General features: G+C 70.7%; 17 protein-coding genes and 1 riboswitch. Of the genes, 7 read left to right on the forward strand and 10 right to left on the reverse strand.

Annotated features, from left to right (window positions below):
* Positions 1-278 precede the first annotated feature (278 nt).
* The 4 genes from BN1197_RS04325 to BN1197_RS04340 all read left to right on the forward strand — a co-directional run bounded on the left by BN1197_RS04325 (position 279) and on the right by BN1197_RS04340 (position 6,057).
* Complete coding sequence (locus BN1197_RS04325) at positions 279-1,274, forward strand: hypothetical protein (RefSeq protein ID WP_141397209.1); 996 nt, start codon at positions 279-281, stop codon at positions 1,272-1,274.
* An 86-nt stretch (positions 1,275-1,360) separates the two neighbouring features.
* Positions 1,361-2,617 (forward strand): AI-2E family transporter, encoded by a 1,257-nt coding sequence (locus BN1197_RS04330; RefSeq protein WP_082043610.1) that lies wholly within the window; start codon positions 1,361-1,363, stop codon positions 2,615-2,617.
* A gap of 225 nt (positions 2,618-2,842) precedes the next feature.
* Entirely contained in the window at positions 2,843-3,553 is a 711-nt protein-coding gene (locus tag BN1197_RS04335) for an HAD family hydrolase (protein WP_040156724.1), read from the forward strand.
* Positions 3,550-6,057, forward strand: coding sequence for a glycoside hydrolase family 65 protein (locus BN1197_RS04340; protein WP_040156389.1), 2,508 nt, complete (start codon positions 3,550-3,552; stop codon positions 6,055-6,057). The genes BN1197_RS04335 and BN1197_RS04340 overlap by 4 nt, the downstream gene beginning before the upstream one ends.
* A 39-nt stretch (positions 6,058-6,096) precedes the next feature.
* Here the strand turns inward: BN1197_RS04340 and zupT are convergent, their stop codons facing one another.
* Complete coding sequence (gene zupT, locus BN1197_RS04345) at positions 6,097-6,876, reverse strand: zinc transporter ZupT (RefSeq protein WP_217991148.1); 780 nt, start codon at positions 6,874-6,876, stop codon at positions 6,097-6,099.
* Between the two features lie 11 nt (positions 6,877-6,887).
* Positions 6,888-7,448 (reverse strand): NYN domain-containing protein, encoded by a 561-nt coding sequence (locus BN1197_RS04350; protein ID WP_040156390.1) that lies wholly within the window; start codon positions 7,446-7,448, stop codon positions 6,888-6,890.
* Positions 7,449-7,608: 160 nt separating this feature from the next.
* Here BN1197_RS04350 and BN1197_RS04355 point away from each other — a divergent pair, with 160 nt between their 5' ends.
* Together BN1197_RS04355 and BN1197_RS04360 are read left to right on the forward strand one after the other, a co-directional pair.
* Positions 7,609-8,817: a UDP-N-acetylglucosamine pyrophosphorylase gene (locus tag BN1197_RS04355; protein WP_040156391.1), complete on the forward strand. Its 1,209-nt coding sequence runs from the start codon at positions 7,609-7,611 to the stop codon at positions 8,815-8,817.
* Positions 8,818-9,034: 217 nt separating this feature from the next.
* Entirely contained in the window at positions 9,035-9,466 is a 432-nt protein-coding gene (locus BN1197_RS04360; RefSeq protein ID WP_082043611.1) for a DUF779 domain-containing protein, read from the forward strand.
* An 18-nt stretch (positions 9,467-9,484) separates the two neighbouring features.
* Here the strand turns inward: BN1197_RS04360 and moeB are convergent, their stop codons facing one another.
* From moeB to thiO, 4 genes are all read right to left on the reverse strand, one after another.
* Positions 9,485-10,690, reverse strand: coding sequence for a molybdopterin-synthase adenylyltransferase MoeB (moeB, locus tag BN1197_RS04365; RefSeq protein ID WP_040156393.1), 1,206 nt, complete (start codon positions 10,688-10,690; stop codon positions 9,485-9,487).
* Entirely contained in the window at positions 10,687-11,424 is a 738-nt protein-coding gene (locus BN1197_RS04370; RefSeq protein ID WP_095999847.1) for a thiazole synthase, read from the reverse strand. Before BN1197_RS04370 ends, moeB begins: the two co-directional genes overlap by 4 nt.
* Before the next feature lie 89 nt (positions 11,425-11,513).
* A complete protein-coding gene (thiS, locus tag BN1197_RS04375; RefSeq protein WP_040156396.1) occupies positions 11,514-11,768 on the reverse strand; it encodes a sulfur carrier protein ThiS in 255 nt (84 codons plus the stop codon).
* The gene (gene thiO, locus BN1197_RS04380; RefSeq protein WP_082043612.1) at positions 11,765-12,940 is read right to left on the reverse strand and encodes a glycine oxidase ThiO; all 1,176 of its coding nucleotides are present in this window, start codon (positions 12,938-12,940) and stop codon (positions 11,765-11,767) included. Before thiO ends, thiS begins: the two co-directional genes overlap by 4 nt.
* A riboswitch (TPP riboswitch) is annotated at positions 12,930-13,036 on the reverse strand. It overlaps the preceding gene by 11 nt.
* A 14-nt stretch (positions 13,037-13,050) precedes the next feature.
* Between thiO and thiE the strand changes: the two genes are divergently transcribed.
* Positions 13,051-13,698: a thiamine phosphate synthase gene (thiE, locus tag BN1197_RS04385; protein WP_040156397.1), complete on the forward strand. Its 648-nt coding sequence runs from the start codon at positions 13,051-13,053 to the stop codon at positions 13,696-13,698.
* A gap of 9 nt (positions 13,699-13,707) precedes the next feature.
* On the opposite strand, the gene BN1197_RS04390 is transcribed toward thiE, so the two are convergent.
* The 4 genes from BN1197_RS04390 to BN1197_RS04405 all read right to left on the reverse strand — a co-directional run bounded on the left by BN1197_RS04390 (position 13,708) and on the right by BN1197_RS04405 (position 17,812).
* A complete protein-coding gene (locus tag BN1197_RS04390; RefSeq protein WP_052465974.1) occupies positions 13,708-14,625 on the reverse strand; it encodes a DMT family transporter in 918 nt (305 codons plus the stop codon).
* Between the two features lie 154 nt (positions 14,626-14,779).
* The gene (locus BN1197_RS04395; protein ID WP_082043614.1) at positions 14,780-15,130 is read right to left on the reverse strand and encodes a metal-sensitive transcriptional regulator; all 351 of its coding nucleotides are present in this window, start codon (positions 15,128-15,130) and stop codon (positions 14,780-14,782) included.
* Complete coding sequence (locus tag BN1197_RS04400; RefSeq protein ID WP_390622701.1) at positions 15,120-17,483, reverse strand: heavy metal translocating P-type ATPase; 2,364 nt, start codon at positions 17,481-17,483, stop codon at positions 15,120-15,122. Before BN1197_RS04400 ends, BN1197_RS04395 begins: the two co-directional genes overlap by 11 nt.
* A 125-nt stretch (positions 17,484-17,608) precedes the next feature.
* On the reverse strand, positions 17,609-17,812 hold the full coding sequence (locus BN1197_RS04405) for a heavy-metal-associated domain-containing protein (RefSeq protein WP_040156399.1): 204 nt from the start codon (positions 17,810-17,812) through the stop codon (positions 17,609-17,611).
* Between the last annotated feature and the right edge of the window lie 41 nt (positions 17,813-17,853).

Consider the following 17,853-nt stretch of genomic DNA (forward strand, 5'->3'; position numbering starts at 1 on the left):
CGTAACCGCAGCGACCCGCGCGGCCGCCTCCCCGTAGCGCCGAACCCACCCCCGGGGGGCTCTGACCTGGCGTTTTCCGGGCGATCATTTTTTTCGTCGCGTGATCTGCTCGGCACCTACCCCGACGAGGCCGTCCGTTGACGGCCGTACTTGCCCCGCGACACCGTCCCACCGGCGAGACCCCGTTCGTCGTCGAGTCCCGTTCGTAACCGTGGCGTCACGGGCTCGTGGTCCTCATCGGGAAGACTGGCGTCGTGCCCGACTCCCCCCTTCGTGCAATGTCATTCGCTCTTCTCGCCTTCGTCTTCGGCATCCTCGCCGTCGTCGTCGCCACCTCGACCGACGGTGCCGTCACCGCCCCCTGGTGGATCCTCCTCGCCGTCCTCTGCTTCGTCCTGCCGTTCGGATCCTGGTCGGCGCGAAGCGCCCGCAGCCGCGTGATCGCGCTGGCCGGGTTGATCGGCTCGTCGCTGCTGCTCGTCGGGGGTCTTCGCGTCAGCACCTCGACCTTGCTCGTCGCGATCGTCGTCGCACCGTTGGCCCTCACCCTCGCGATGCTCCTCACTCATCACCTGCGCGGGCACCGCGTGGTCGGGGCCGTGCTGTTCGGCATCCCCCTCCTGCTCGTCGGGGCCGCGGCACCGGTGACGTTCGGCAGCGCCGAGATCCAGGCGCTCGTCACGCTCGACCCCTCCGGCGCTCTGCCGGCGATCCTCGAGGCCCTGCCGCCGATGCTGCTGTTCGGCGGAGCCTCGATGCTCACCGGTTCGGTCGTCGACCTCGCCTCACGGCTGCGTACCTCGGTCTCCGCCGAGGCGGTCCGCGGTATCGCCTACGTCGTCGGAGGGCTCGCGCTCGTGCTCGTCGCGGCCGCCGGGGTCGTGGCCGCGGGCACTCTCTCGGGCACGGCCTCTCGCGTCGGCACCAGCGCCACGGTGCTCGTCGTCGCCGCCGTCGCGGCGCTGTGGCACGGCCTGCGCACCCTCTCGCGGACTCGTGAGGTGTCACGTGTCGGAGGTGCGATGACCGTGCTCTCGGTCGTCGCGGTTCTCGCCGGCGTGCTCCTCGCCCCGGCCGAGTCCCTCGCCACCGTCCTCTCCCTCGTGGCCCTGCTCGCCCTCGCCGCCGTCCTCGGCGCCGTCACCGGACTATGCGGCGCGGCGGCGCTCGTGCGCGCCCCGCGTCGCGAGCGCCGCCCGCTGCGCCTCGGCCTGCCACTGCGGGCCCGCGCCGTGCACTCGCGTCACGTCCAGTCCCGGCCCGTTCACTCCTGAGCCTTGCGCGGATCCCTTTTTCGAGCAGACGGATTCCCTCGCCGCGTCTACCGCGCTCGTCCAGGCGCATCCGCCATCATCGGCCCATGAGCGTTCCGCATGCGCCCCGCCGGCGCCCCACGTCGGGCTGGATCGATCCGAGTCACCTGCCCTACCCGCTCGTCGTCGCGGGTGCGTGGTCGGCCCGGTTCATCCTCGTCGTCGTCGCGGTCGGGCTGCTGCTCTACGGGCTCGGCAAGGTGAGCTTCATCGTCATCCCGCTCGCCGTCGCGCTGCTGTTCGCGGTGCTGCTGCACCCGCTCGCGACACTGCTGCGCACGCGCCTGCGGTTTCCCGCCGGTCTCGCCGCCGGCACGGCGCTGATCGTGCTCATCGCCGTGGTCACCGGCTCGGTCAGCCTCGCCGGCACCCAGATCGCCACCGGTGCCCACGACATGCAGTCCAGCGTCTCCACCGGCGTCGATAGCATCCTGGCCTGGCTCGCGAACGGTCCGCTGCACGTCACGAGCACCCAGTTGCAGCACTACGTCGACGAGGCCCGCGCCGCCCTGCAGAAGAACTCCTCCACGCTCACCTCGGGCGCGCTGGCGGCCGGGGCCTCGGCCGTGGACTTCTTCGCCGGCGCCCTCATCGCCCTGCTCGCGACGTTCTTCTTCCTCTACCAGGGCGACATGATCTACCGGTTCACGCTCTCCCTCCTTCCGCGAGCCGCGCAGGACCCCGTCTACCAGGCCTTTCGTCGCGGCTGGGTGAGTCTCGGCGCCTACGCCCGCACGCAGGTCATCGTCGCGGGCGTCGACGCCCTCGGCATCGGTCTCGGCGCGTTGATCCTGGGGTTGCCGTTCATCGTGCCGTTGATCCTGCTCGTGTTCATCGCGTCGTTCGTGCCGGTGGTCGGTGCCGTGGTGTCCGGAGTCGTGGCCGTGCTCATCGCCCTCGTCGTCAAGGGCCCGGTCATGGCCCTCGTCATGCTCGGCATCGTCCTACTCGTGCAGCAGATCGAGGCGCACGTGCTGCAGCCGTTCCTCATGGGCAAGGCCGTCGCCCTCCACCCGTTGGCGGTGATCATCGCCGTGGCCGTGGGCTCGTTCCTGCTCGGCATCGTCGGCGCCCTGTTCGCCGTGCCGGTCCTCGCCGTCGCGAACTCTGTCACCCGGTATCTCGTCGGTGACGACCCGTTCCCGGAGCTCGGCGACGGGCCCATGCCCCACCTCCGCGACGCCGAGCAGGAGTCCGAACCGCAGGGCGAGCTCCCCCGCACTGCCGACGAGCCCGAACCCGCCGCGAACGACACGGGAGCTCCCGGCCACGGCGGCGGTTCACACCCCGCGCCCGACGCCTGACGGCTCGAACAGGCACTTCCACCCCTGAGCGCTCGAACAGGCCTTTCCACCTCGTCCCGATCCCCGGAGCGCCGGTGAAAACGCCTGTCCGAGCGTGGGTGTGAGCGCGGAGAGACCCGGAGCACCGTCCACCCGCTCGGCGTCCACGAACCCGGTCCACGCCCGCGGCCGGGCATCCCCCGCCACGTCGACGGGGAGGTGGGATCGGCCCTCTACCATGAGGCGGTGGACTGGAACGATTACGACGCAGCCCTCTTCGACCTCGACGGCGTTCTCACGCCGACGGCGATCGTGCACATGGCGGCTTGGGACGAGATGTTCAACGCGTTCCTCTCCGCGCGCGGAGCCGCGCCTTACACCCCCCAGGACTACTTCGACCACGTCGACGGCAAGCCCCGGTACGACGGGGTGCGCGACATGCTCGCCTCCCGCGGCATCGAGTTGCCCGAGGGTGATCCCTCCGACCCGGCCGACACCGACACCGTCTGTGGCCTCGGCAACCGCAAGAACGACGCGTTCAACGAGGTGCTCGAACGGGACGGCGTCACCGCCTATCCCGGGTCGGTCGCGCTCGTCGAGGCCCTCGCCTCGCGCGGCGTGAAGATGGCCGTGGTCTCGTCGTCGAAGAACGCGCCCTCGGTCCTCGAGGCCGCGGGCATCGACCGGTTCTTCCCCGTCGTCGTCGACGGGCGCGTCGCCGGCGAGGACGGCCTGCGTGGCAAGCCCGCCCCCGACACGTTCCTCGCCGCCGCCGACCGGCTCGGCGTCACCAGGGAGCGCGCCGTGGTGCTCGAGGACGCGACCTCCGGGGTGGCGGCCGGGCGCGCGGGCGACTTCGGCCTCGTCGTCGGGGTCGATCGCGGCGCGGGCGAGACGGCCCTCGTCGCGGCCGGGGCCGACGTCGTCGTCACCGACCTGCAGGAGATCGTCCCGTGAAGCACGCCTTCGAACTCGAGGACCCGCTCGACCGCGCGAGGTTCCCGATCGATCCCTGGCGGTTCGTCGAGCGGTTCCCCAAGGCGAAGGACCTCGGCGCCACCGAGACGCTGTTCGCCGTCGGCAACGGCTACCTCGGCATGCGCGCCAACCCGCCGGAGGGCCGCGACGCGCACATCCACGGCACGTTCATCAACGGGTTCCACGAGACGTGGCCCATCCACCACGCCGAGCAGGCGTACGGGTTCGCCACCACCGGCCAGACGATCGTCAACGTCCCCGACAGCAAGGTGATGAAGCTCTACGTCGACGACGAGCCGCTGCTGCTCGCGGTCGACGACCTCGAGGAGTACGAGCGCAGCATCGACTTTCGCGAGGGCGTGCTGCGCCGCGACGTCGTGTGGCGCACCCCGGCAGGCAAGCGGGTGCGCGTGCAGACGACGCGCATGGTGTCGTTCACCCAGCGCCACCTCGCGCTCATGACGATCAACGTGACGATGCTCGACGGCGACGCGCCCGTGGTCGTCTCCAGCCAGATCCTCAACCGCCAGGACGGGTTCGACGAGTACCACACCAAGGAAGAGGCGATGGGCGAGGGCTTCGACCCGCGCCGCACCACCGCGTTCACCGATCGAGTCCTCAACCCGCAGGGTCACTGGAACTCCGAGCGGCGGATGATCCTCGGCTACCGCTGCGCGTCGTCGGGCATGACGCTCGCCGTGGGCGCCGACCACGAGATCTTCACCGACAACGACTACGAGACCCTCATCGAGACCCAGCCCGACCTGGGCAAGAAGGTCTTTCGTATCGACGCCGAGCAGGGCAAGCCGATCTTCATCACGAAGGCCGTGGCGTACCACACCTCCCGCGGGGTGCCGGTTCGCGAGCTCTTCGACCGCTGCCGCCGCACCCTGGACCGGGTGCGCCGCAACGGCGTCGGGCACTACCACGAGGAGCAGGCCCGCTGGCTCGCCGACTACTGGAAGCGCAGCGACGTCGAGATCGACGACCAGGGCGCCGTTCAGCAGGCCGTGCGCTGGAATCTGTTCCAGCTCGCGCAGGCCACGGCTCGCACCGACCAGCTCGGCGTCCCCGCCAAGGGCGTCACCGGGTCGGGTTACGAGGGGCACTACTTCTGGGATTCCGAGGTGTACATCGTCCCGTTCCTCTCCTACACCTCGCCCGGCACCGCGAGAAACGTCTTGCGGTTCCGGGTCAACCTTCTCGACGCCGCCCGCGAACGAGCGCGCGTGCTCGCGCAGAACGGTGCCCTGTTCCCCTGGCGCACGATCAACGGCGAGGAGGCGTCCGCCTATTACGCGGCGGGCACCGCGCAGTATCACATCGACGCCGACATCGCGTTCGCGGTGAGCAAGTACGTCGACGCGACCGGCGACGAGTCCTTCCTCACCCATGACGGGGTCGAGATCCTCGTCGAAACCGCTCGCATGTGGGCCGACCTGGGGTTCTGGCAGGAGAACGGGCGCCCCTCGTTCAACATTCACGGCGTCACCGGGCCCGACGAATACACGACCGTCGTCAACAACAACCTGTTCACGAACATCATGGCGAGGTTCAATCTCGAACGCGCCGCGAGCACGATGCGTGAACTGAAGAAGCGTCATCCGGAGACCTACGAGCGTGTTCTCTCACGCCTCGATCTCGACCCTGCCGAGATCGAGGAATGGCAGCGGTGCGCCGACGGCATGAACATCCCCTTCGACGCCGAGCTCGGAATCCACCCGCAGGACGAGCACTTTCTCGAACGCGAGCTGTGGGATCTCGAGAACACTCCCGAGGAGAGATTCCCGCTCCTGCTCAACTACCACCCCCTCGTCATCTATCGCCACCAGGTGCTCAAGCAGGCCGACGTCGTTCTCGCGATGTTCCTGCAGGGCGACCGGTTCACGCCCCAGCAGAAGCTCGCGAACTTCGAGTACTACGACCCCATCACCACCGGCGACTCCTCGCTCTCGGCGGTCGTGCAGTCGATCGTCGCCGCGGAGGTCGGCCACCAGCTCGCGGCGCTGCAGTACTTTCGCGAGGGCCTCTACGTCGACCTGGCGGACCTGCACGGCAACACCCGTGATGGCATCCACATCGCCTCGGCCGGCGGCGTGTGGGACTGCCTCGTCTACGGATTCGGCGGGATGCGCGACTTCAACGGCGATCTCACCTTCGACCCGCGCCTGCCGGAGTCGTGGCCGCGGCTGTCGTTCCGGCTCGCCGTGCGCGGCTCGCACATGGTCGTCACCGTCGAGCAGGAGTCGATCACCTTCCACGTCGTCGACGGTCCCGACCGACCGGTGTCGGTACGGGGCGAGAAGTTCGTCGCCCGCAGCGGCGAGACGCTTCGCGTGCCGCTGCACGGTCAAGGGCCGAAGCTCACCTACCGACTCTCCCAACGCCGGCCCGTCGAGCTCCGTCGAGGGCTGGGTGCGGTGCCCGACATCTCCGGGCTCGGGTTGATGAATCCGCCGCGTGAGTTGAACGACATCGACTGACCCCTTCGTTGGCGAAGACGCAGATCGAGCGGATCTCGTTCAGAGCACCGCGAGGCTCGCGGCCATGATGCCCATGCCCGCGACGAGCCCGTAGATCGTCGCGTGGTGGTGGCCGAAGTCGTGGGCGGCGGGCAGGAGTTCGTCGAGCGAGACGAAGACCATGATGCCGGCGACGCCCGCGAAGGCGATCGCCATCGCGACCGGTCCGAGGAACGCCTGCAGCAGGAGGTAGCCGACGAGCGCCCCGACGGGCTCGGCGAGCCCGGCGAGCACCGAGTACCCGAAGCCCGTGAGCGGAGAACCGGTGGCGTACGCGACCGGCACGGCGACGGCGATCCCCTCGGGGATGTTGTGGATCGCGATGGCGACGACGACGGGCACGGCGACGGCGACCTCCTGCGTCGCCGCGAGGAACACCGCGAAGCCCTCCGGAAAGTTGTGCAGCGCCAGCGCGGCCGCGGTGATGACCCCGGTGCGCAGCATCGAGGCGCGATGGCGGTCCGAGGCGTCGTCGGCGCCGCTCAACTCGTGGGGGTTGATCGCGGCGGGCACGAGGCGGTCGATGACACCGATGAGCGCGATGCCGCCGAAGAAGCCGAGGATCGTCCACCATGCTCCGGCCTGCCCGTACTCCGCGGTGAGGGTGCGTTCGGCCGTCGCGAGCAGTTCCACGAACGAGACGTAGAGCATCACGCCGGCGGAGAGGCCGAGACTCACCGCCAGAAAGCGGGAGCCCAGGCGGCGTCGCACGAGCACGAGCGCACCACCGATCGCCGTGGCCAGGCCCGCCAACAGGGCCAGAGCGAACGGTACGAGCACGGCCTCGGTGTTCAGATGAACTCCAACGGGTCGAACTCCTCGATGGGGATGATACGGATGCGCGGCAGCCGCACGTCGAACGCCGCGACGTCGTATTCGAGGTCGAAGAACTCCAGGCCCCGCTGGTGGAGGTCGCGGTAACCCTGGCTGCGGAACTCCTGGAACGCGATGACCCCGGTGCGGCGGCCGTCGCACAACTCGCCGAGGTCCTCGAGGAAGTCACCGTCGTGGCTAGCGAGGATGACGTCGGCCGACCGGTCCTTCAGCGCCTGCAACGTGCGCGAGATCGCGATGTCGACGATCTTCTCGTCGGGGCGGCCCGTCAGCGGCACCGGACGGAACCCGATGCTGATGAGCGCCTGCACGAACGCCATCGGCAGCTCGTGCCGCGCCGCGAGAAAGAAGAGGCCCTGCACCGGCTGACCCCACGCGTCGCGTGCGAACTGCAGCACCCGCTCCCACCGCGGACGCTCCTCCGGCCGGGGACGGCGCTCGAAGATGCTCACCCCGAGCGTCGCGTCGAGGTTCTCGCCGTCGATGAGCAGGTAGGTCGTGCGGTCCTCGCTCGTCATCTCGTCACCTCGGGTCGCGCACCGCGGACCCTCCGCGAGCCGGCCCCGCGAATCGCGCGGGCTGAGCCCGCAGATCCGTCCACGAGCTGGGATCAGCGTAGGTCAGGCCGTTCATCCAGGCGCTTTCACCCACCCCGCGCGATGCGAGACCATGTGCCCGATGGAAAGGGACGACATGACGCTGACACCACGAGGACTCGACAAGGTCGAGGCGCTCGCCGCCAAAGGGGTACGCATCCCCAACCCCTGGACCCTCGACATCGACGACGACGTCGACGTCGACCGCATCAGCGGCGACGGGGTGACGATCCACCCCGGCTGTCGCATCCGCGGCGCTCAGACCGTCATCTCGGCGGGCGTCGAGCTGGGTCGGGAGGGGCCGGTGACGATCGAGGACTGCCGGCTCGGCCCCGGCGTGGCCCTCAAAGGCGGGTACGCGAGCAAGGCCGTGTTCCTCGAGGGCGCGAATCTCGGTCTGGGACACCACGTTCGAGAGGGCTGCCTGCTCGAGGAGCAGTCGGGCGGCGCGCACACCGTCGGGCTCAAGCAGACGATCCTCTTTCCGTACGTCACCCTCGGCAGCCTCATCAACTTCTGCGACGCGTTCATGGCGGGCGGCACGAGCCGGTCGGATCACTCCGAGATCGGGTCGTCCTACATCCACTTCAACTTCACGCCGACGGGTGACAAGACCACTCCGTCGCTGTTCGGCGACGTCCCGCGCGGCGTGACGCTGCGCGAGAAGCCGATCTTCCTCGGCGGTCAGGGCGGCTCGGTCGGGCCGGTGCAGACCGGATACGGCACCGTCGTCGGGGCCGGCTCGGTACTGCGCGGCGACGTGCCCGAGGAGGACCACCTCGTCATCGACGCCGCGCCGCGCACGATCCGGCGTCCGTACTCCTCCTCCTACCGCTCGCTCGTGCCCATGGTGCGCAAGAACGTCGCGTACCTCGCGCAACTCGACGCGCTCGAGGCCTGGTACCGCCACGCCCGGGCTCCGTTCTTCGCAGTGCAGGAGCTCGGGCCCCTCGTGGGTGAGGGCGCGCTCGCGATGATCGCCTCGGCGCGCAAGGAACGTTGCTCCCGGCTGTCGAAGCTCGGAGCCAAGCTGCCGATGGCGAACGAGACCCAGGTGCGCATCAGCAGCGCGATGGCCGAGCTCGTCGGGACCTTCGGGCAGCAGGGCCCCACCCCGGACGACGCGCTGATCGCGCACCTCACCGAGGTCGCGGGATCGGGCACCCCGTATCTCGACGCCATCCACGGTCTCGAGGACGCACACGTCGCCGCCGCTCGACGGTGGTTGAACGACGTCGTCACCGGCACTCTCGCTCGCGCCCACGACCTCCTCCCGGACCTCCAGGCCTGACACTCAAACAGGCACTTCCACCCGGCTCGACGGGGTGAAAAAGCCTGTCCGAGCTCGCGCACCACGCGGCAGCACCGCGTCGCCCCTGCCTCGCCCCGTCCCTACCGCTCAGACAGGCGTTTCCACGCACCAGCCCTCGCTCGGACAGGCGTTTCCACTCGCCTTCTCGGGGTGAAGACGCCTGTTCGAGCGCGGAGAATCGTGGCAGGGTGGGTGGATGGACGACGCGATCTGCTCGGTCGAGGGTGTCGAGGAGCTGCCGACCGACGGCCCGGTGCGCGTCGCGATCACCCCGGTCGCGGCCGATCTGCTGCGCACGATCGTCGACAAGCACGGGCCGGTGATGTTCCACCAGTCCGGCGGATGCTGCGATGGCAGCGCCCCCATGTGCTATCCCGCCGGGGAGTTTCTCACCGGCGACGCCGACGTCCACCTGGGCGATCTCGTCGTGCCGGGTCTGCCGGATTCGCCGGTGTGGATCGGGCGGCAGCAGTTCGAGGCGTGGAAGCACACCCGTCTCACGATCGACGCCGTTCCGGGGCGCGGTGCCGGGTTCAGCCTCGAGGGTCCGGAGGGCAAACGTTTTCTCACCCGTTCCCGGCTCTTCACGCCCGAGGAGTCGGCCGCCCTCCCCGAGCTCGAACGGTAGGCGAGCTCGAGCGACAGCTCAGTACGTCGGCGCCTGCGGGTCGACCTCCCGGATCCACGCGAGGATGCCACCCGGTACGTGGGAGACGCGTTCGTACCCGGCGTCGAGCAGCGCCCGGGCGGCGCGTTCGGAGCGTACCCCGGCCTTGCAGAACAGCACGATGTCGCGTTCCCGGGGCAGGTGCACCTCGCCCGTGAGCAGTGAACCCAGCGGCACGAGCTCGGCGCCCTCGATGGCGACGATGTCGTGTTCGGCGGGCTCGCGCACGTCGACGACGAGCAGGTCGGCCTCGCCCCGCGCCGCCTCACGTGCGGCAAGGCGCTCGGCCAGTTCACGAGCCGGGACCTCGACGATGCGGTCGGCCACGACGTCCTCCTCGGGCAGGTCGGGCAGTCCGCACATCGCGGTGTAGTCCCGGGCGTGGGCGAGCAGGTCGGTGACGCGCTCGCGCGACGGATCGGGGCGGATCGCGATCTCCCTCCACGTGGCGGCGAGCGCGTCGTGGATGAGCAGCCGTCCCACGAGGGTGCGGCCACGACCCGTGATGAGCTTGATCGCCTCCGCGCCCATCGCCGCACCGATCGCGGCACACAGCACACCCATGACCCCGGCCTCCGCGCACGACGGCACGAGCCGCGGGTCGGGCGGCTCGGGAAAGATGTCTCGGTACATCGGCCCGTGGTCACGCCAGAACACCGACACCTGCCCGTCGAAGCGCAGGATCGAGCCCCACACGTACGGGGTTCCGAGGATCTCGCACGCGTCGCCGACGAGGTAGCGGGTGGCGAAGTTGTCGGCGCCGTCGAGCACGAGGTCGTAGCCGGCGATGAGATCCAGCGCGTTGTCGGGCGTGAGGCGCATCGCATGCGGTACGACCGTGACCAGCGGATTGATGCGCGCGACGGCCTCTCGAGCGGAGTCGACCTTGAGCCGGCCGACGTCGGTCGTGCCGTGGATGACCTGGCGTTGGAGGTTGGACTCGTCGACCACGTCGTCGTCGACGACCCCGATCGTGCCGATGCCGGCCGCGGCGAGGTACATGAGCGCCGGCGAACCGAGGCCGCCCGCGCCGATCACGAGCACCCGGGCGTTCTTGAGACGGCGTTGCCCCTCCTCGCCGATCTCCGGGAGCAGCAGGTGCCGTGCGTACCGCCGTTTCTCGGCCAGGGTCAGCTCGGGGGCAGGCTCGACGAGCGGAGGCAGCGGTGTCGTCGGCGCGCTCACAGGTCGGCCCTGTCGGTCATCGGCGAGGACGCGAGCGCGTGCTCCCGCCGGGGGATGCGCCCGGCCCCCCGCGCGAGGTACCCGGCCTCGACTGCGCGGGCGAAGGCGGCGGCCATCCGCACCGGGTCCTGCGCCCGCGTCACGGCCGAGGCGAGGAGCACCGCGTCACAACCGAGTTCCATCGCGAGGGCGGCCTCCGACGCGGTGCCGATGCCCGCGTCGAGCACGACCGGCACACCGGCCCGCGACACGATGAGGCCGATGTTGTGCGGGTTGAGGATGCCGAGACCGGTGCCGATCGGTGCGCCGAGCGGCATGACGGCGGCGGCACCGAGCTCCTCGAGGCGCAGGGCGAGCACCGGGTCGTCGTTGGTGTACGCGAACACCGTGAACCCCTTGGCCACGAGCTGCTCTGTCGCGTCGGCGAGTTCGAGCGGGTCGGGCAGCAGGGTGCGGTCGTCGGCGATGACCTCGAGCTTGACCCAGTTCGTCTCGAGCGCCTCGCGGCCGAGCTCGGCGGTGAGCACGGCCTCGCGCGCCGTGTAGCAGCCGGCGGTGTTCGGCAGGATCGCGATGTCGAGCCGACGCAGCAGCTCGAACAGCGAGCCCTGGGTCGTCGGGTCGTACCGGCGCAACGCGACCGTCGTCAGCGCGGTGCCCGAGGCGACGAGGGCCTCGCCGAGGCGATCGAGGCTGCTCAGACCCCCGGTACCCATGATGAGGCGGGAGTCCATCGAGACCCCGTCGACGACGAACGGGTCGACGGTGACGGCTTGCGCTGTGGTGGCGGCGTGCTGGGCGGTGTCGGTGGTGCGGTGGAGGCTCATCCGCCCTGCACCGCCGTGACCAGCTCGAACCGGTCGCCGTCGGCGATCTCGGTGTAGGCCCACGCTCCGCGCGGCACCACCTCACCGTCGCGGGCGAGGGCGACGCCGAGGCCTTCGCCGCTCGCGGCTCGGCCGTCGTCGCCGATCTGTCTACCGGTCTCCATCGCCACGAGATCGCGCAAGGTCGCGCCCGCGGGCAGGCGGCGCGGCGTGTCGTTGAGGGTGATGGAGACCTCGCCGATGTCGGTCATGGCGTGTCCTTTCCAGGAGTGGACGCGAACCTGCGCGGATCTGCACAGCGGGCCAGGTCGAGAAGCTCCGAGTCGGCCTCGCTCGGGGCGCCGGCAGGATCGCCCTGCTGCCGGACGAGCGCGGCCACCACCGCGGCGACCAGCGGCGAGGCGAGAATGCCGTGCCGGAACAGGCCGGTCGCGAGGATGACTCCCGGGGCGGTGGCGCCGAGGATCGGCGCGTTGTCGGGTGTGCCGGGGCGCGCGCGGGCGAGGACCTCTTCGACGGAGAACTCGCGGATCGCGGGCATGAGGCGGACGGCGTCGACGAGCAGATCGTGCAGTCCGCCGGTGTTCACGGCGGCCACCTGATCCTCCCGGCTCGTCGCGCCGAGCAGGACGCGCCCGTCGCCGCGGGGGATGAGATAGACCGGGCGGCCTTCGACGAGTCCGCGGATCGTGCGCGTGAGCAGTGGCGCGAGGCTGGGCGGCGCGAGCATCCGCACGACCTCGCCGTGGACGGGCCGGAGCACACCCGCGAGGTCGATCCCGAGATCGCCGTCGAGCGTCGCGGCGCCGAGACCGTTCGCGACGACGACGACGTCGGCGTCGAGGGCGGCACCGGAGGCGAGGTCGACGCGGGGTGAACCGCCGGGGTGGACCGCGCGCGCGGCGTCCTCGACGATCTCGACCCGGCCGCGCAGCGCGGCGAGCAGCGCCGCGGCCAGGACGCGGGGGTCGACCTGGTGATCGTCGGGAGCCAGGTAGGCGCAGGTCAGGCGAGGTCCGAGCAGGGGCTCGAGACGGCGGGCCTCGCGGGTCGTGAGCTGCTCGCTGTGCAGACCGAGGCGCAGGTCGAGGGCGTGGAGGTCGGCGAGATGACCGCGGTCGGCGGCGTCGACCCCGCAGATGAGCGTGCCGGAGCGCACGTATCCCGTCGGTGTCCCCGGCGAGAGGTGGGCCGCGAGGTCCTCGACGAACTCCGGGTAGCGCCGCGAGGAGGCGAGGAGAAAGGCGGTGAGCTCGTCCTCCCCGTGGTAGGCCTCACCGACGGGGGTGAGCATGCCGCCGGCCGCGTGCGTCGCACCGGAGGCCGGGGCGGGATCGACGAGAGTCACGTCGTGGCCGTCACGGTGCAGGGTCCAGGCGCAGGTCAGGCCGACCATGCCGGCCCCGATGACGATGGTGCGCATCGCCCCTCCCTTCGACGGTACGAACCGCATCAGGTTCGAGCGGTCGGCGACGCATCGCCCTCTCGACCTCTGCGTGAGGCTCCCGCGGAACGCGACTAGCCTACCGAGGTATGTCGACGATTCCGCAGGCCACCCGGGCTCGCCTGGCCGAGGCCCGTCTGTACCTCTGCACCGACACCCGCGCCGCACGCGGTGATCTGCGTGAGTTCGTGCGCGCGGCGTACGCGGGCGGCGTCGACATCGTGCAGATTCGTGAGAAGGGCATCGAGGCCGCAGCCGAGCTCGAAGCGCTCGCGATCGTCGCCGAGGAGGCCGAGCGCGCCGGGGCCCTCGTCGCCGCCAACGACCGGGCCGACGTCGCGACGCTGGCCGGTGTCGACGTGCTGCACGTCGGCCAGGACGACCTGCGTCCCGAGCAGGTGCGTCGCCTCGCACCCAAGGTGCTCGTCGGGCTCTCGACCCACGACCCGGCTCAGCTCGCCGCCGCCGCGGCGCATCCCGAGGTCGACTACTTCTGCGCCGGCCCGGTGTGGGCGACGCCGACCAAGCCCGGGCGTCCCGGCGTCGGTCTCGAGCTCGTCGAGCGGGCCGCGGCGAGTGACACCGGCAAACCGTGGTTCGCCATCGGCGGTATCGACCACACGAACATCGACGAGATCGTCGCCGCCGGCGCCACGCGGGTCGTCGTCGTCCGTGACATCACCGGCTCGGACGACCCCGAGGCCGCCGCCCGCCGCCTGCGCGACGCGTTGCCGTGAATCCCCTCGTCATCCGACCCGTCGTGAGGGCATCCGGGTGATGAACACCCCGAGGAGGCACAGCGCGCCGCCGAGGAGCATGACCGGGGTCGGAGCCTCGGCGAGCATCAGCCACGAGAGCAGGATGGCGGCCGCCGGCACGACGTAGGTGGTCGCAGCCGTGCGACCTGCGGACGTGCGACCGAGGACGTAGGCCCAGGTGGTGAACGCGATCGCGGTGGGAAAGACGCCCATGTAGACGACCCCGAGCGTCGCCGAGACGGGTGCGTGCGCGACCGCGTCGATCATCCGCGGAGTCCACGGCAGCAGGGCCACGGCACCCGCCGTCGCACCGATCCACGTGAGAGTGGTCGCGTCGACGGTGCGCAGGAGCCGCTTCTGCACGAGCGCCGAGCCCGCGTAGAGCACGGCGGCGACGAGCGCGAGCACGATCCCGACGAGGGCGGCGTCACCGGTCGAGGAGGCGGTGCCGATGAGCACGACACCGGCGAACGCCACCGGTGCCCCGAGGAGGAGCGGTCTCGGAAACCCCTCACCGAGCAGCCCGCCGATGAGGACGACGATGAGCGGTGCGAGGTTGACGAGCATGGCCGCGGTGCCGGCGTCGATCGTCGTCTCCGCGGTGTTGAGCGCGAGGTTGTAGACGCAGAACCAGGCGATGCCCCAGGCGATCGTCAGGGGCAGGTCGCGGCGCGCGGGCCACCGGATCCCCTTGACCGCCGCGATGATTCCGAGGACGGCCGCGCCGACGAGCATGCGCAGCAGCGCCATCGCGCCGGGGTCGAAGAACGGGCCGGTGCCGCGGATGACGATGAACGCCGACGCCCAGAGCACGACGGTCGTCGCGGCCGCGAGGAGGACCGTGGGGTTGTTCGCCTCGTCCACCGCGTCACGGGCGAGCGAGGGGGCGTGGGGCTCGGTGGTCATGTCAGCCATCTTCGCCGCCGCTGATCGGTGATGATCGGCGCCTGGGCAACAGCGGGCTTCCAGCCGCGCGTCCGGATCCACACACGGCGACCCGAGCACCCTCGACCTCGCGCGACCGGAGGCCGAAGCCGCGTGGGCGGGGTAGGTGCTGCACTCAGGACCGAACGAGGCGGGTGACGGCGTCGGAGACCTCGCGCAGCTTGGTCTCCTGCTCCGCGCCGCCCTCGCGGGCGGCCGCGACGACGCAGTGGGCCATGTGCTCGTCCAGCAGGCCGAGCGAGACGGACTTCAGCGCGCTCGTCGCCGCAGAGACCTGCGTGAGGATGTCGATGCAGTACCGGTCGTCCTCGATCATCTTGGCGATGCCGCGCACCTGACCCTCGATGCGCTTGAGGCGGGCCAGGTGGGCGGCCTTCTGGTCGTGATAACCGGGGGCCGCCGGTGCGCTCTCGGCGTCGGGGGCGGTGGTCTGCACGGCGTCGGCGCTGGTGAGGTCACTGGTCATCGCGGTGCTCCTGCTGTTCGGCGGACGGGGTGAGGGGCGCGAAGCCGCGCAGCCGCAGGCTGTTCGCGACGACGAAGACCGACGAGAACGCCATGGCGGCGCCGGCGATCATCGGGTTGAGCATGCCCAGGGCGGCGAGCGGGATCGCGGCGACGTTGTACGCGAACGCCCAGAAGAGGTTGGTCTTGATCGTGCGCAGGGTGCGGCGCGACAGCCGGATCGCGTCGGCGGCGACCCGCAGGTCTCCGCGGACGAGGGTGATGTCGGCCGCCTCGATCGCGGCGTCGGTGCCGGTGCCCATCGCGAGACCGAGATCCGCCTGCGCGAGCGCCGCGGCGTCGTTGACCCCGTCGCCGACCATCGCGACGACCTTGCCGCCCTTCTGCAACCGGCGGATGACGTCGACCTTGTCCTCGGGCAGCACCCCGGCGATGACCTCGTCGATCCCGACCTCGTCGGCGACGGTGCGGGCCACGGTCTCGTTGTCGCCGGTGAGCAGCACAGGCATGAGCCCGAGGTCGCGCAGGTGAGAGATCGCCTCGGCGCTCGTCGGCTTGATCGCGTCGGCGACGACGAGAACCCCACGAGCCGCGCCGTCCCACCCGACCACGACGGCCGTGGCGCCACGGCGCTGGGCCTCGTCGAAGGCGGTGTCGAGATCGCTCGGGATCGTCAGACCGGCGTCGGTGAGCAGCGCCGGGCGACCGGCGACGACCTGCACCGAGGCGCCGTCGACGGCGACCGAGCCGCGGACTCCGCGACCGGCGACGTTCTCGAAGCCGCTGACCTCGGCGAGGTCGCTCTTCTGCTGCGCGGCAGCGGCGATGGCGCGGGCGATCGGATGCTCGGAGGCGTGCTCGAGCGACCCGGCGAGGTGCAGCACGCGCGCCGCGTCCTCCCCGGCGGCGGGGACGACGTCGTCGAGCGTCATCGTGCCGGTGGTGACGGTGCCCGTCTTGTCGAGGACCATCGTGTCGACGGTGCGGGTCGACTCGAGCACCTCGGGACCCTTGATGAGGATGCCGAGCTGCGCGCCACGGCCGGTGCCGACGAGGAGGGCCATCGGCGTGGCGAGGCCGAGCGCGCAGGGGCAGGCGATGATGAGCACGGCCACGGCCGCGGTGAACGCGGCGTTGACGCCGCCACCGATGACGAGCCACGTGATGAGGGTCGCCAGGGCGATGACCAGCACGATCGGCACGAAGACGCCGGAGATGCGGTCGGCGAGACGCTGGATGTCGGCCTTGCCCGACTGCGCGTCCTCGACCATCTTCGCCATGCGCGAGAGCTGGGTGTCGGAGCCGACGCGGGTCGCGCGAACGACGAGCCGGCCGCCCACGTTGACCGTGGCACCGGTGACGGCGTCGCTCTCGGTGACGTCGACGGGAACGGACTCCCCGGTGAGCATCGACGCGTCGACCGCCGACGAACCGGAGACGACCACCCCGTCGGTCGCGACGGTCTCGCCCGGACGGACGACGAACTCGTCGCCGACCGAGAGGGATTCGATCGGCACGAGCTCCTCGCGGCCGTCGCGCAACACGGTCGCGTCCTTGGCGCCCATGTCGAAGAGGGCGCGCAGGGCGGCACCTGCGGTGCGACGCGACTTGGCCTCGAAGTAGCGGCCGCCGAGCAGGAACGTCGTGATCGCGACGCCGGCCTCGAGGTAGATGTTCGACGCGCCGTCCTGGCCCGGGTGGACCGTGAACTCGAAGGCGTGCGTCATCCCGGGCACACCGGCCGTGCCGAAGAACAAGGCGTAGAGCGACCAGCCGAACGCGGCGAGAGTGCCCATCGAGATGAGCGTGTCCATCGTCGTCGCGCCGTGCTTGAGGTTGGTCCACGCGGCCCGGTGGAACGGGTAGGCACCCCACACGATGACCGGGGCGGCGAGGGTGAGGGAGAGCCACTGCCAGTACGTGAACTGCAGTGGAGGCACCATCGCGAGCACGACGACGGGCACCGAGAGAACGGCCGAGACGATGAGACGCTGCCGCATCGAGGCCAGGTGCGCGTCCTCCGGCGACGCGGCGTCGGTGGCCGGATCCCCCTCGGCGGGGTGACGGGCGTCCGTCGACCTGGGCGGGGCCGGCAGCGTCGCTCCGTACCCGGCCTGCTCGACGGTCTCGACGAGCTGCTCGGGAGTGATGTCGGCCGGGTAACTGACCTTGGCCTTCTCGGTGGCGTAGTTGACGTTGGCCGTGACCCCGTCGAGCTTGTTGAGCTTGCGCTGGATGCGGTTGGCGCACGACGCACACGTCATGCCGGTGACGTCGAGCTCGATGTCACGCAGGTCCTGGGGGCCACCGGAGACGCGGGTCGTCGTGCCGGTGGCCGTGGTGTCGGTGGACAACACTGGCCTCCTCGTCGTCGGTCGGGGTGAGGGTCGACCGGCGGCCGTGCCTCACGACGCGCGGTCATCGCAGCGTCGTGAGGCGGCCGCCCGGTGGAATGCGGAGAGCTTGAAGGAGCCGGCCGTCAGGCGAGCTGGTAACCGGCCTCGGTGACGGCGGCCTCGACCGTGCTGCGGTCGACATCGGAGTCGCTGGTCACGTCGACCCGACCGGAGTCGAGGTCGACGTCCACGCCGGTGACGCCGTCGATCTCGCCGATCTCCTCCTTGACGGAGGCGACGCAGTGCTCACAGGTCATGCCGGTGACGGTGTAGGTGGCGGTGCTCATCGGATCTCCTCGTGTGTGAAGACGCGCCGAGGCTTGCGCCC

It is taken from the genome of Mobilicoccus massiliensis (assembly GCF_000826525.2).
GTDB lineage: Bacteria > Actinomycetota > Actinomycetes > Actinomycetales > Dermatophilaceae > Mobilicoccus > Mobilicoccus massiliensis.